The 14,459-nt window shown below is 65.1% G+C and carries 10 protein-coding genes; 3 read left to right on the top strand and 7 right to left on the bottom strand.

All coding sequences use genetic code 11. The features are described from left to right. Positions 1–15 precede the first annotated feature (15 nt). Positions 16–939 carry a hypothetical protein gene (locus ACK6C6_RS19705; protein WP_409268874.1) on the bottom strand — a complete coding sequence of 308 codons (924 nt, stop codon included), beginning with the start codon at positions 937–939 and terminating at the stop codon, positions 16–18. 275 nt (positions 940–1,214) lie between these two features. Further along, complete coding sequence (locus tag ACK6C6_RS19700) at positions 1,215–3,440, bottom strand: hypothetical protein (RefSeq protein ID WP_409268873.1); 2,226 nt, start codon at positions 3,438–3,440, stop codon at positions 1,215–1,217. Between the two features lie 799 nt (positions 3,441–4,239). On the opposite strand from ACK6C6_RS19700, the gene ACK6C6_RS19695 reads away from it, so the two are divergent. Then, positions 4,240–5,301: a polysaccharide deacetylase family protein gene (locus ACK6C6_RS19695; protein ID WP_209589462.1), complete on the top strand. Its 1,062-nt coding sequence runs from the start codon at positions 4,240–4,242 to the stop codon at positions 5,299–5,301. A gap of 9 nt (positions 5,302–5,310) precedes the next feature. Here the strand turns inward: ACK6C6_RS19695 and ACK6C6_RS19690 are convergent, their stop codons facing one another. Together ACK6C6_RS19690 and ACK6C6_RS19685 are read right to left on the bottom strand one after the other, a co-directional pair. After that, positions 5,311–6,354 carry a GNAT family N-acetyltransferase gene (locus tag ACK6C6_RS19690; protein ID WP_209589463.1) on the bottom strand — a complete coding sequence of 348 codons (1,044 nt, stop codon included), beginning with the start codon at positions 6,352–6,354 and terminating at the stop codon, positions 5,311–5,313. Further along, complete coding sequence (locus tag ACK6C6_RS19685; RefSeq protein ID WP_409268871.1) at positions 6,351–7,565, bottom strand: aminotransferase class I/II-fold pyridoxal phosphate-dependent enzyme; 1,215 nt, start codon at positions 7,563–7,565, stop codon at positions 6,351–6,353. Before ACK6C6_RS19685 ends, ACK6C6_RS19690 begins: the two co-directional genes overlap by 4 nt. A 134-nt stretch (positions 7,566–7,699) precedes the next feature. Here ACK6C6_RS19685 and ACK6C6_RS19680 point away from each other — a divergent pair, with 134 nt between their 5' ends. Beyond that, positions 7,700–9,298, top strand: coding sequence for an acyl-CoA ligase (AMP-forming), exosortase A system-associated (locus ACK6C6_RS19680; protein ID WP_409268870.1), 1,599 nt, complete (start codon positions 7,700–7,702; stop codon positions 9,296–9,298). Further along, a complete protein-coding gene (locus ACK6C6_RS19675) occupies positions 9,295–10,530 on the top strand; it encodes a pyridoxal-dependent decarboxylase, exosortase A system-associated (RefSeq protein WP_409268869.1) in 1,236 nt (411 codons plus the stop codon). The genes ACK6C6_RS19680 and ACK6C6_RS19675 overlap by 4 nt, the downstream gene beginning before the upstream one ends. Before the next feature lie 4 nt (positions 10,531–10,534). Here ACK6C6_RS19675 and ACK6C6_RS19670 read toward each other — a convergent pair whose 3' ends face one another. Genes ACK6C6_RS19670 through ACK6C6_RS19660 form a run of 3 tightly spaced genes read right to left on the bottom strand, consistent with a single transcriptional unit; the run spans position 10,535 to position 14,188 of the window. Further along, on the bottom strand, positions 10,535–11,845 hold the full coding sequence (locus ACK6C6_RS19670; RefSeq protein ID WP_209589467.1) for a putative O-glycosylation ligase, exosortase A system-associated: 1,311 nt from the start codon (positions 11,843–11,845) through the stop codon (positions 10,535–10,537). Beyond that, complete coding sequence (locus ACK6C6_RS19665) at positions 11,838–12,995, bottom strand: glycosyltransferase family 4 protein (RefSeq protein ID WP_409268867.1); 1,158 nt, start codon at positions 12,993–12,995, stop codon at positions 11,838–11,840. The genes ACK6C6_RS19670 and ACK6C6_RS19665 overlap by 8 nt, the downstream gene beginning before the upstream one ends. Beyond that, a complete protein-coding gene (locus ACK6C6_RS19660) occupies positions 12,992–14,188 on the bottom strand; it encodes a glycosyltransferase family 4 protein (protein ID WP_209589469.1) in 1,197 nt (398 codons plus the stop codon). Before ACK6C6_RS19660 ends, ACK6C6_RS19665 begins: the two co-directional genes overlap by 4 nt. Positions 14,189–14,459: the final 271 nt, after the last annotated feature.

The following is a 14,459-nucleotide window of genomic DNA, read 5'->3' as shown; positions in this document are numbered from 1 at the left end:
GGTGACGCCGGGCTGTCAGGCCGGAACGCTCCCGATCAGTTCGATCGCCTGGCGCGAGGTCGCCTCATACTTGCTGTTGATGAAGCGCATCGAGCCGATAAAGTGGAAGAAGGCAGTATCGCCAGTGGCGCAGTCCGGCGTCCCGTACTTCGGGAACGGCAGGGCGCGGGTGCCGGCCGCGTTCGCGATCAGATAGTTCGAGGTGACCTGTTCCGTGCCCCAGCGTCTCCAGTCATCGCCGAGCTTGCCGCCCATCCTGCGCGAGAAGTCGATCATCTGCTCGCGCATCCCGGCCGAGCGCGGGAAACCGGTGAACCCGGAACAGCCACGGATATAGCGGGCGTCCGCCGGCAGACCGACCTGGGCCATTTCTGCCTCGGAGATGCTCTGGATGTGCGCGCCAGGGCGCAGCTTGGGCAGGGCATTCTGGCGTGTCTCGGCCAGCGAACGGATCGGCGTGTCCGGCAACTCGCCGAGGACGAAACCATGGCCCGCCTGGATGGCCTCGCGCACTTCCGGAATCGGGCGCACCGTCAAGGTATCGGCGTCGAGCTGCACGACATAGTTGTCGGGAGAGAAATTTGCGATAGCAAAAAGACGCTCCCAGGTGCCGCCGCGCGGCATGTCGGGATGGGTGAACTCGTCGGCATCGCGCAGTTCGATGTGCGGCACGTGCTGTTTCAGGGTTGCCCGGTCGGCAGGCGTGATCGACGGATCGCAGACCACGACGATCCTTTCCGGATTCAGGAAGTAGACGAAGGATTTCACCGCCACCAGGTAGGACTGTACGTCGCGCTGGTGCACCATCGACAAGAGCATGAAGGGCAGCGTCCCCTGTTTCAGAGGTGCGGTATCCAGGACTTGGCGAACGGCCTTGTTGTACTGGCCGCGAAAATAGTCCCGCTTGACGCGCTGGATTACCCTGTTCACTAAAGACATCCCTGCTGGCTCCTGTGTCGGTTTCCGCCGGCAGCCCATGGTTGCCGGCTAAGTAAAGAATCGATGACTGTAGGATTTGCTTCGGCAACTTCCTTGCCACAACGCACAACATTATATGACGCATTGCCGCGCACACACGTTACACGTAACAATTTTTCAATAGTGTTGGCTTTTTCTACAGATTTTGTTGCCACTCTGCAAGATCAGGCGTCCTTTTGCATGCTCAAAAAAAAAGCGCCCAGACATTCCGGGCGCCCTTTTTGCGCAGCAAAGTCTTACTTGCGCGGAATGATCGCAAATTGCGGTGCGGTGCTGTAATCCGGCTTGACGCTGCGGGCCATGAACGTGGACCACGCCTGGTCTGCGCTAGTGATGCCCGCGCCCGCCGCGACGGCCAGGGCCGGTTGCATGTTCGACGGATACCCAAGCGTCGAGCTTGCATAGCCCGCCATGCGCCCCGCAACCCAGGTATGCCCATCCGCACGCGTCAGCCAGTCGGCCTGGGCCTGGGTGCCGCATGGCTGGTCGATATACCTGGTGCCGAGCGGATCCGTGATGATCTTGCGGTCATCGTTCGGGATGCCGGGGTCGCTGAAGTTGGCACGGTACAGCTGTTCGAAGCTGGAATAGACCGGGGTGCTCATGCTGTCCCGGAACTTGAGCCAATACGAAGCGCCCTGGATCCAGCAGAAGCCCGGATCCGCCATGCGGCCGAGGACATACTTGGCTTTCCATTGCAGGATCGGCAGCGCCTTGGTGAAGCCGAGTTCGTTCAGGTAACCGAAGCTCCAGGTAAAGTAGTCGTCCTGCCACGGTGCCGACGCGGTCACCGCGAAAGCTGCCTCGCCCGAGCCGTCATAGGCGCCGAGGTTGTTCGGATTCCCGACCACATAAGTGGCGTGGTAGAACGCGAGGTTGTTGTCGAGCTGCTGGGTGAAATAGGCCTTGAGCGGATGCTGGTCTGGCGTGATGTACGCGGCATGGCCGAGCGTACGGAGCGACCAGGCCTGGCCGCGCAGCTGCTGCCAGCGGACCAGGCCCTGCCCATAGCCGGAGCTGCCCGGCGCGACTTCCAGGGGATTGCTTGCTGCCCAGAACTGTAACTCTTCCAGGTAGTAATAGTCGCCCGTGACCAGGTAGGGCAGGTAGGCCATGGACGGCTGGTGCGCGGTGTCGTGGGTATAGGGCGTCTTGCACAGGTTGCCGTCATTGTTGGCGCAGCGCGGTACCGGCAGCGGGCCCTTGTGCGCCAGGTTCATGTGGGTGGTCAGTTCCCTGTTCGCAGCGTTGTCCGTACGCACCGGATAGCCGGTTTTCTCGTCGCGAAGGTGCATGGACCAGGCGCCGGAGCCTTCCGCCACGGCCAGCATGGCATCTTTGGCCCGCTTGTCTTGCGACAGCAGGTACATGACCGAGAAACCCGGCAGCGGACCGATGTCGTTGCGGCCGCCGGTGGTGGGCATGTAGGCCTTGATGAGGCCGATCTTCATCGGGCCGGTATTCGTGTCGTTGAGATCGGTGGTAAACCGGGCCAGTTCTTTCTCGGATGGAACGACCGACCGGTCGTAGTTCGACACGGCCTTGCTGGCGATCAGATAGGCGGTGTCGTGCTTGATATGGATCGCGGGCGTGCTTGCCGCATCCCACCATGCCGACTGGCGCCAGCGCGCGTGGTGATAATGCGTCAGGCCAGTCTGGGCATACGCCAGGCGTCCTCCGACCTCGAGCTTGACGTCATACGTCAGGTTGCGGGCGCCGGCGGTGAAAGTCTTGTCGTTTTCGATACTGACCGAGACCTGGGCCTGCTTCGGCAGGGACGAATACCAGCGCACGTCGAAGCGGGCGTTCAGCAGTGGATGAGCGATACCCGCAGCGTTCTTCAGCGGTACCGCCATGATCCATTCGTTGGCCACGGTGCCCGATAGCCAGTTGATCGGATTTGCCGCCGCCAATGCATCGGCCAGCGATGCCGTGTACTCGACATTGTCCAGGAGAATGCTGACCTTGCTGGTCAGGCCGGACGAAGCAAGCTGCTGCAGGCTGACATTGCTCGGCTCGGACGTGCTCGACTTTACCAGGGTGAGCGTCTGGGTCTGGCCTGCCGTGAGCGAGGGCAGCACCCCCGACACGATCACGTGACGCACCGACCCGTCGGCATGGGTGGCCTTGACGTCGGCCTGCAGGCGGATCACGGTGCCGTCGGCCAGTTTGGCGGCCAGCCCGTCGGTACGCGCCATTTCTCCGGCGGCGATGACCTGACCGAAGGTGAAGGGGACATTGGTCTGGGCGGTGCCGGTGTTCTGGATGCGAATGTCAGTGATCGGCGCACCGACGACGATCGCCGGTGCGGTAGTGCCTGGAATCGGGGTCGCGATAATTGGTGTGATCGGTTTGGGCGCGTAGGCGGACGTGACAGTGGCCAGCGTGACGCTGCTTTCCGCCGCCGGGTCGCCTCCGCCGCCGCAGGCGGCCAGCAGGATTGCAGTAAACAGTATGCTCATGCCTTTTACATGGCGAGGGGCGAAGACCCTGGCGGATACATGACCGGTCTCGCTGTTGTTGGTCGATTTCGGGTCAATCATTTCAGGATTCATGACTATAGGTAAGTATTCTTTGAGGAAATAATTTCCTTGAGGAATTTTACTTTACCTGATTCAATAAATCCTGTGTTCAATATTTAGGCAATTTCCACGCAAAAACAACAGAAAATCGATATTTTGCTATCTAAATCAAGAAATGAAGTCAAGCAGTTTTAAAGAAATTGTAAGGAAAACGACACGTAGCTGCCGGAACGCGGGATCTAAAACAAATTCTTTTATATTCAGGCACTTAAATGGTCATATATTGACGTTTGTGTTGAAAAAAAGGATACGCGGCCAGCTAGATGGATGATTAATGTGGATAATCAGTAAAGGCCTGTAGCATGAATGAAAAAGTTTCCTAAGGTTAAAAGATCAGGCAAAGATTATATTATTTATTTTTGATTAAATAAAAACCTGTTTTCGATCAGCGAAGTTTTCCTGTTTTTCCCGCCGCTTGCCAATCCGGCCCTGTTCTTGTTGTGCGCTGAGCAACAAGATCGATGTGTTAAGATGGAAATACAGCGAGCAGCATGGGCTGCTGCGCTCAACCGCATAAGGCGAGAAACGTGTCACTCTCCGGCAAAGGTTTTCCCTATCACGCTCTTGTACGACATGGCGATGTGCTTCCCGCCCTCGCCGGGAACGCTGCTTCCAGCATGCGGGGCGCGCGCCATGCCGACGTGAAGCGGCGCCCTGGTCATGGACAGGATCTGCTTCCATGCTAGGAAAGGAGAACCGTATCCGGGCCTGCCTGCCATCCGGCTCCCCTCCGGTGCTGGTCGTGGTCGTGGATGCCGAGGAGGAGTTTGCCTGGGATCGCCCCTTCGACCGGGTCAATGTCGGCACTACCTCGATCGCAGGCCAGCCCCTGATGCACGAGCGGGTGTTCGACAAGTTCGGCATCGTCCCCACCTACATGTGCGACTGGCCGGTCACCACGGCGCCGGCCTCGGCGTCGACGCTGCGACGCCTGATGGAGGAGGGACGCTGTGACATCGGCGCCCACCTGCATCCTTGGGTATCCCCGCCGCACGTCGAGCAGGTTACGCGCTTCAATTCCTATGCTGGCAATCTGCCGCGCGAGCTGGAATACGAAAAGCTGCGCAGGCTGACCGAGGCGATCGGCGACTCCTTCGGCCACGTGCCGCTCGCGTTCAAGGCGGGCCGCTATGGGCTTGGTCCCCACACGGCCGAGTCGATCGCGTCCCTGGGCTATGCCATCGACACCAGCGTGGTGCCGTACACGTCGTTCGCCTATGACAGCGGTCCCGATTTCCGGGAACATGACGAGCATCCCTACTGGTTCGAGGCCGGCCGGCGCGAACTGCTCGAAGTGCCGGTCACGACCGGTTATGCCGGCTGGCTGCGCGCACTGGGCAGGCCACTCTATGAACTGGCGCAGCAACCGCTGGCGCGCCGTGCCCGGATGGGGGGCATGCTGGCGCATGTACGCGCACTCGAGCGTATCCGCCTCAGCCCCGAAGTGGCGAGCGGCGCCGAAATGCGGCGCCTGGCCGCGACCCTGCACGGCGGCGGCTGCGAAGTATTCACACTGACATATCACAGTCCGTCGATGGCGGTCGGCCATACGCCTTATGTCCGCAGCGCGGCTGACCTGGAGCGCTTCATCGCGACCGTGCATGACTTCTGCAGCTGGTTCCGCGACGAACTGGGCGGCCAGTTCGCGAGCCTGTCGCAGTTGCGGGACATGATCGCCCTTACCCGGCCCAGGCTGCAGCAAGAGCTGGAAACCCCGGCATTGAAGCAGATGCTGGGTTGAGCGCGGGCGTTATCCGGCCTCGCGAACCGCACTCGGGCGCTGCCGCCGCGCCGCCAGCGCATGCAGGCGCGCCAGCAGCGGCCAGCGGTAGCTGTTCAGGTGGTACATGGTCCGGATCTCGTCGGTCCAGCGCAGGTGCCATTCCATCACCCGTCCGTAGAACTCGATCCGTTCGAAACGGCCGTCCTCGAAAATGTCGCGGCAGGCTTCCTCGCGCATCAGGAGCGCCGGCGACAGCGTGCCGCCGAGGCTTTCGTCATAGGCGGTCTTGAGCACGACCACGCAGCCGCCGCCTTCGACGCACAGGTCCATGGCCGCCAGCCGGTCGCCGATGAAGTAACGGTAGACGCGCGCTGCGCCGCGCCGGGCAAAGGCTTCCAGCATGGCCCGGTAGAATCGGCCCTGCGCGTCGTCGCCGCGCACCGCGCTGCCGGCGGCGCCTTTCCAGCCCTGCGTTTCCAGCATGCCGTAGTCGCGCACCGCCGCCGCCATCTCCTCCGGCGCCCGCAGGACCTGCAGGCGGGTGGCGCAGCCTTCCTGCTGCAGGCGCTTGCGCTGTTTCTTGAGGTTGCTGCGCAGGTTCTTGCCGCGCGCATTCCAGTAGGCCTCGAAGCCGGGCGCCAGGCTGATGCGGGCCGTCTCGATGTAGTCGAGGGTGCGCGTGCGGGCGCTGGCGGCCGGCCGCGGCAACAGCATCGGGTCGCACTGGGTGATGCCGAGCACCAGGGCGGCGCCGGGCAGGACGCGCAGCAGGCCGGGAATATAAGGCTCCGGCGAGCCGGCATCGCGCTGCAGCCAGAAGCCGACCGGCGCCTGCGAAGGCTGGAAGGTGGCCCAGCGGCCCGGGCCGGCGGGCGCCACGACGGTCATGACGCGGGTAAGGCCGGCCTCTTCGTACCAGGCCAGCAGTTCTTCTCCGCTGCCGAGGGTGTCCAGCGCGGCCGCCAGGAAGTCGGCCGCCAGCAGGGGCGAGCCGCCGCAGTCGGCATGCAGCGCCTGCCAGCGGGGAAGGTGGTCGCCGAACCGGGACGCGGGAACGACGGTCCAGCTCATGCCGCCAATGCCGGTGTGGCGCCGAGTGCGCGCCGGAGGGCGTCGCGCAGCCGATCGAGTTCGTCCGCGCGCAGTTCCTGGTGGCAGGGCAGGCCGATCAGCTGGCGTCCCAGCGCCATGCTGTTGGCGCAGGTGGCGGCGTCGACGCCGGGCCACAGGCTCGCACCGAAGCGCACCATCGGCACGCCGGCCGCCTGCAGGCTGGCCGCCACCGCGTCGGCCTGGTCCACCAGCAGCGGGAAGATCCAGGGACATGCGCCCTCGGGCAGCGTCGGGTGCAGGGGCCGGCAGCCCGGCAGCCCGTCGAGGGCCTGCTGGAGCTGCAGGTAATGGCGGCGGCGCAGCGCGACGATGCGCGCGCGCGACGCCAGGCGCACGCTCAGGCGCGAAAACAGCGAGGAGCGCTTGTCGAGCCAGCGCGGGTCGAAGTTGTAGCTGCTGTCCGAGGAGTCCGGGGCAAGGGCCGGCGCGGCTTCACCCGTAGGGCGGCGCGACTTGAGGGCATTCCAGAGCGCGCTCTTGAGGCGCAGCGGCAGCGACAGCGCCAGGCGCAAGGCCGGCAGGCGGCCATGGGCAAAGGCCATCTCGAGCGCCGCCAGCGCGGCCTTGGCCTCGAAGCCAAGGCCGGCCGAACGCAGGGGAATGCCAAGGGGGCGGCGGTGCGACACCAGGCACCCGCCCTCGTAGATCGGATAGAACTTCATGCTGCTGCCGATCGCGTAGTCGCCGGTGCTGCCGACCGGGGTGCCCGCATGGTGGCCGAAGAAGGCATGCGCGCAGTCTTCCAGCAGCATGGCGCCGTGTACGTCGCACAGGGCGCGCAGCCCGCGCAGGTCCTGGGGAAAACCGAAGAAATGGGTCGCCATGACCGCTTTCACGCTGCCGTCGAGTTTGGCGGCGATGTCCTCGAGGTCGATGGTGCTGTCCGGGCGCACCCGGTAGAACACGACGGAGGCGCCGCACCAGTGCACCGGCGGGATCATCGAGGGGCTGTGATAGGCCGGCACCAGCACGGTGTGGCCCGGGCCCACGCCCATCTCGCGCAAGGCCAGGCCGATCGCGATGCGTCCGCTCGTCACCATGCGCACCGCAGCCGCATCGAGCAGGCTGGGAAGGGATGCGCCGCCGCGCTGGAAGAAGGAGGCCGGCGACAGGACGGGAACGGAAGGCAGTGCCCGGTGCGGGGGCGCCTGGTGATCTATTGTCGACATGCATTAAATATAACATGCGTTATCTCCGGCAACGCGTCGGATAGCGTGTGCCGGGCGGCCGGGACTTGCCTGGCGTGAACTGGTAAGATGGCGCCTGCCCGCAGCGTCCAGCCGGGCGGAACAACAAGGCATTGATGAACACTCTGATCCACGACAGCATTTTCGAGGCCGCACGGCGCACGCCCGATGCCGCGGCCCTGGCCTACGGCGCGCGGCGCTGCAGCTATGCGGACCTGGCCGGCCTGGTCGCGTCGGTCGCGCTGCTGCTGCGCGAGCAGGGCCTGGCGCCCGGCACGCGCGTGGCCGTCTATATGGAAAAGCGCATCGAGAACGTGGCGGCGATGTTCGGCGCCGCCGCCGCCGGCTGCGTGTTCGTTCCCGTCAATCCGCTGCTCAAGCCGGAGCAGGTGGCCTACATCCTGGCCGACTGCAACGTGCGCCTGCTCGCCACCACGGCCGACCGGCTGGCCAGCCTGGCGCCGGCGCTGGAGGCCTGCCCCGATCTGGAAACCGTGCTCCTGGCCGAAGCCGATGCGCAGGGTGCGCCGGGAACGGCCCTGCGCACCCTGGACTGGAACGCCGTGACGGCCTGCGCGGCCGGCGCCTTCGACCCGACGGCGGCGCGCCGCATCGATGCCGACATGGCGGCCATCCTGTATACCTCCGGCAGCACCGGTGCGCCCAAGGGCGTGGTGCTGTCGCACCGTAACCTGGTGGCCGGCGCCGCCAGCGTGGCGAGTTACCTGGACCTGCGCGCGAGCGACCGCATCCTGTCGGTGCTGCCGCTCAGCTTTGATTATGGCCTGAGCCAGCTGACCACGGCCTTCTTGCGCGGCGCCAGCGTGGTGCTAATGAACTACCTGTTCCCGAAGGACATCGTGGCCATGGTGGCGAGCGAGCGCATCACCGGGCTGGCGGCGGTGCCGCCGCTGTGGAACGCGCTGGCACGCCTGGAATGGCCGGCCGGCTGCAGCCTGCGCTTCATCACCAATTCGGGCGGCGCCATGCCGCCGGTCACGGTCGAGGCCCTGCGCGGGCGCCTGCCGTCTACCCAGATCTTCCTGATGTACGGGCTGACCGAGGCCTTCCGCTCGACCTACCTGCCGCCGTCCGAACTGGAGCGCCGGCCGGACTCGATGGGCAAGGCGATCCCGAATGCCGAGGTGCTGGTGGTGCGTCCCGACGGCAGCCTCTGCGACGACGACGAGCCCGGCGAGCTGGTGCACCGCGGCGCGCTGGTGGCCATGGGTTACTGGAACGACCCGCAGCGCACCGCGCAGCGCTTCCGTCCGGCCCCCGGCCGCGAAGCCGGCCTGCCGCTGCCGGAACTGGCGGTGTGGTCCGGCGACACCGTGCGCCGCGACAGCGAAGGCTATTTGTATTTCATCGGCCGCAGCGACGAGATGATCAAGGTGTCCGGCTACCGCATCAGCCCGACCGAGATCGAAAGCGTGGTGCAGGCCACCGGCATGGTGCTGGAAGCGGCCGCCTTCGGCGTCGACGACGGCCAGCTCGGCCAGGCGATCGCACTGGTCGCGCAGGTGGCCGACCCCGACGCCTTCGATCCGGCGACCTTGCTGGCGGAATGCCGGCGCCGCCTGCCGGCCTACATGTTGCCGGCGCCGGACCTCGTCAAGCTGCAGGGCGACGGCTTGCCGCGCAACCCGAACGGCAAGATCGACCGCAAGCTGCTGCGCCAGACCCTTTATACCGAAGCACAGGCAACACCATGAGCACCGCCAAACCGCGCCACGCGCCCCAGATCCATTTTCCCGTCGTCGACGGCGAGCTCCAGGTCGGCGGCATCCCGCTGACCCGGCTCGCGCAGCGGGTCGGCCGCACCCCCTTCTTCGCCTATGACCGTGCGCTGTGCACGGCGCGGGTGCGCGAGCTGCGCACCCAGCTGCCGGAAGCGGTCGGCCTGCATTATTCGGTCAAGGCCAATCCGATGCCGGCCCTGGTGCAGCACCTGGCCGGCCTGGTCGACGGCCTGGATGTAGCCTCGTCGAACGAACTGCGCACTGCCCTGGATGCCGGCATGGCGCCGGGCCACATCAGCTTTGCCGGCCCGGCCAAGACCGAGGCCGAACTGGCGCAGGGCATCGCGGCCGGGGTCTGCATCAACCTCGAATCGGCGCGCGAGCTGGCCTGCGTGGCGCGCCTGGGCGAGGCCCTCGGCATCGCGCCGCGGGTGGCGCTGCGCATCAACCCGGACTTCGAACTGAAATCCTCGGGCATGCGGATGGGCGGCGGCGCCAAGCCGTTCGGCATCGACGCCGAGCAGGCGCCGGCGCTGCTGCGCCAGGTGGCAAGCCTGGGCCTGGACTTCCAGGGCTTCCACATCTTCAGCGGCTCGCAGAGCCTGCGCCCCGAGGCCATCGTCGAGGCGCAATCGCAGAGCCTGGAGCTGGCGCTGCGCCTGGCCGGGGACAGCCCGCTCGCGGTGCGCCAGCTGAACATCGGCAGCGGCTTCGGGATCCCGTATTTCCCGGGCGAGGCGCGGCTCGACATCGCGCCGATCGGCGAACAGCTGGCAGGCTGGCTGCCGCGCCTGCAATCCGGCCTGCCGCAGGCACGCCTCGCCCTGGAAATGGGACGCTACCTGGTGGGAGAGTGCGGGATCTATGTCGCGCGGGTGCTGGACCGCAAGCTCTCGCGCGGGGAAGTGTTCCTGGTGACCGACGGCGGCATGCACCACCACCTGGCCGCCTCGGGCAACCTGGGGCAGGTCATCCGCAAGAATTATCCGGTGGCCGTGGGCAACCGCATGAACCCGGAGCAGACCGGTCCGGCCTCGGTGACCGGACCGCTGTGCACGCCGCTCGACATCCTGGCCGACCGGCTCGACCTGGCCCATGCCGAGGAAGGCGACCTGATCGTCGTGTTCCAGTCCGGCGCCTATGGTCCCAGCGCCAGCCCGGCCAACTTCCTGGGCCATCCGGCGGCCCTGGAAGTGCTCGTCTGATTGTTCAGCCGGGCGCCTTCAAGGGCCCCGGCACCGCCCGGCGCTTCCCGAACGGCAGACGGATGGGCGGCGTATCGTCGGCAGGGGGCATCCTGATCAGCACCTTGTCCAGCGTGATCACGATCGCCATCACGTAGTAGGCCAGGTCGTAATAGGCCAGGGTCAAGAAGGCACCGGCCACCAGGTAGCCGATCTGGCTGACCTGGCACATGCGCGCCAGCATCGATGCCCAGGCCAGCTCGGGCTTGTTCTCGCAATGCCGGATGACCCGGGTCCCGGTGCGCCAGGCACAGGCGTGCATGATCAGGAACAGGGCCAGGCCGAACCAGCCGTGCTCGCCCAGCATCTGGAAATAGATGCTGTGCGCGACGTGATAGACATCCGGGTTGGGCGCGTATTTGTGGAACATCTCTGGCGAGAAAACACCTGGCCCTCCGCCCAGGGGGTGCTGGCTCGCGACGTTCAGCGCGAACATCCAGGCATTGAGGCGCCCCTGGGCCGACTCGTCCTCTTCGTAGCTGTTGATGGTGTTCATGCGTCCGGTCCATTCTTCCGGCATCGAAAGAAGCATCACCGGAGCCAGCACCGCGATCATCAGGCCGGTCTTCAGCTTCGACGTCGACTTCAGCCACAGGAACAGGGTCATGGCCGCGCAGCCGACGAAGGCCCCGCGCGAGTAGGAACCGATGGTGGCGACGACCGTCAACAAGGTCGCCCCCAGCGCAATCAGCTTGCCCAGCTTCGTACGCGACTGCGAAAAATGGTAGACCAGGAGCGGTACGGTGACCAGCAGGGCCAGCGCGATCGTATTGTTGTCGCTGATGAAGCTGTCTGCCGGACCGAGCACCCCGCCACGCCCTCCCGACAGGATCGAGTGCACGCCGCCCTTGACTCCCCAGAAGCCGAGCGACACGACGATGACCAGCGCCAGCGCCTGGATGTCCCGCTTGGTGCGCACCGTGAGGATGGTGATAAAGATCATCAGCATGATCTTGTAAACCCGGTCGACCACGAGCCAGGCCCGCTCCGGATCGAGCGCGAACAGGTAGCTCACCACGATCCACAGGCAGAACAGCCCGAGCATGACGACGGGAGGGCTCAAGGGGATCTTTTTCGGTTCGCGCGATATCAGCACGCTGATCAGCGTGACCACGAAGATCACCAGCGCGAACTGGAACTCGTAGGCCGCACCGTAGCTCAGCCGGTGCGGGTTCATCAGGCTGACCAGGGCATAGGCCAGCGCGCCGACCACCGGCCTGATGAAAATGAAGGGGATGACGAGAATCAGTCCAAGGAAGAGCGGGATATCACGCACGACTCAACAATCCCCTGAACAGGTCGGTAACGCGATTCGCGTTCGCGTGCCAGGTGAGCTGCTGTTGCGCAATCGTGGCGCGCGCGTTGGCTGCCACCCGGCTGCGCAGTGAGACATCCTCGCACAGGCGCTTGACAGCGGCCGCCAGGCCGTCCGGCCTGGCCGGGTCGAACAGCACGGCATTGTCGTCGGCGCGCAGGATTTCCAGGATGTTCGGCTGGTCCGGGCCGACGATCGCCTTGCCCAGGGCAAGGTATTCGAACAGCTTGAGGGGCGACGCGTAGCTGACCACGGCCGGCTGCAGGGCAATGTCGAAGGCGGCCACGTAGCGCGCCACTTCGTCGCGTCCGATGATGCCGGTGAACTTGACGCGGTGCTCGATGCCGAGGTCGCGCGCCTGCTGCTCGAGCTCGGCGCGCACCGGGCCGTCGCCCACCACCAGCAGGTGGCGGCGCGATTCCGGCGGATCCTGGGCGATCAGCGCGATCACCTTGTCCAGACCGTGCCAGTCGCGCACGAAGCCGGTGAAGCCGAGCACCAGGTAGTCTTCCAGGCCGAGCGCGCGCTTGGCGGTCTGCACGTCCGGGGCGCTGTCGAAGCGTTCCGGGTTGATGCCGTTCGGGATCACCACGATGCGCTTGGGATCGACGCCGTAGGAAGCCACGATGTCACCCAGCACCTGGGTGACCGGCAGCACGACATCGGCATTGCGCCAGCAATAGGATTGCGACCAGCGGGCCAGGCGGGTCAGGGCCAGGCCGTCATAGCGCGCCCGCTCCTCGAGGATCGGGGCATTCACTTCGAGCAGCATGGGCAGCTTGAACTTGCGCGCGGCCCAGATGCCGGCCGGCAGGAACAGGTTGTAGCGCTCGTAGATGCAATCCGGCTTGTGCTCGCGGATCGCCTTCACCAGGCGGCGGTAGGCCACCAGCGAATAGGCGAATTCCATCAGCTCGTAGAAGGTCTTCGGCATGTAGCGCTTGAGCAGCGCCACCGGGCCGGCGTCCGAACCGAAGGATTCGGTCTCGGCGCTGGGCGGGGCGGCGATGATCACTTCATGGCCCTGCGCGCGCAGGGCGTTGATCATTTCTTCGATGTGGACGTACTGGCCGTCCTTGGAGCGGGTGCGGTGGTGATAAAGGATTTTCACGCAGCTTTCCTTGCCATGTCTTGTTTTCTTGCCAGGATGCGCCCGAACAGGTCGATCTGGCCCTGGGTGGTCGGCTCCCAGCCGAAGCCTTCGGCATAGCGCCGGGTGGCGCCATGGTCGGGATAATTGGCGCGCAGCTGGGTCAGGGCCTGCACCAGGCCCTCCGGGGTCCGCTCCGGCATCAGGACGCCGGCTTCGGGCGCCGCCACCACTTCCGGGGTGCCCCACACGTTGCTGGCGACCACCGGCGTGCCGCAGGCCATGGCCTCGAGCAGCACGTTGGCCCAGCCTTCGCGGCTGGAGGACAGCACCATCGCGTCGGCGGCATTGTAATAAGTCTTCAGTTCGGTCTGGGCCACCGGACCCAGCAGGGTCACGCGGTCGGCCACGCCGAGTTCCTGCGCCAAGTTTTCGAGGTTCTTCTTTTCCGGACCGGTGCCGGCGATCAGGAGCTCGACGTCGGGCAGGGCGGGCAGGGCCCGGATGGTAAGGTCGTGCGCCTTGCGCGGGTCGAGCAGGCCGACCGAGAGCAGGGTGAAGCGGGTCAGGCCCAGCTGCGCGCGGGCGGCGGCCCGGTCCATCGGCTGGAAGCGCTCCAGGTCGACCCCGTTGCGCAGCGGCGTGATGCGGTCGGCCGCGACACCCAGCCCCACCATCTCGTCCTTCAGGGCCTGGCACACCGTGATGATGCCGTCGGCCTGGCCAGCCGCTTCCAGGATCATCTTGCGCGGACGCGCGAAGTGGGGAATGAGGTTGATGTCGGTGCCGCGCGCAGTGATCACGACCGGCTTGCGGAAATACTTGCCGAGCATGACCGCGGCCACGCCGTCCGGATAGAAATAGTGGGCATCGATGGCATCGAAGTCGTAGCCCTCGTCCAGGATGCGGCCGATTTCCCGCTTGGCTGCATGGGCCAGGAAATAAGGCGTGACATTCATGCCGACCCGCGGCAGCACCACGTAGCGTGGGTGCGCCACCGACAAGCCATGACGTACTTCCGTCCGAGGCACCCGGGCCAGCTTGGCGTAATGGCCGAAGCGTGGATTGTCCGAGGGGAACCATGGGACCGGCGCGACGACGCGCGATTCGACTTTTCCACTAGCAACGAGATAACGCAGCCGGGTCTCGACGAAGATCCCATGGCTGGGCTGCTCCGTATTCGGGTACAGGGTGCTAAAGGTAAGTAGCTTCATCTTGGGTCGCTTGGGAGGGCGTCCGGAACCGCTGAGTTGACAACGATACTACGGGGGGGCCGCTGGAAAATATGAGTGTTGTGGAAACGAGAATTTTTTTGCCGGGGGGCAGCACGGTTGAATCGCAACCCATAAAAATTTGACAACCATGATACTATAATTCAAGTTCTGTTAAGCATTGTTACGCGGCAATCGTGCTCGCCCCTCAGGCACACAGGAAGCCTTGCAGGGACTGGCTCCGCGCCCCGTTCAACACGCGCTTTTCACGCTT

This window comes from Massilia sp. BHUDP2, from assembly GCF_046236355.1.
Lineage (GTDB): Bacteria > Pseudomonadota > Gammaproteobacteria > Burkholderiales > Burkholderiaceae_D > Telluria > Telluria varians.
The sequence above is the reverse complement of the archived record's forward strand: the minus strand, read 5'-3'. Positions and strand labels throughout refer to the sequence as shown.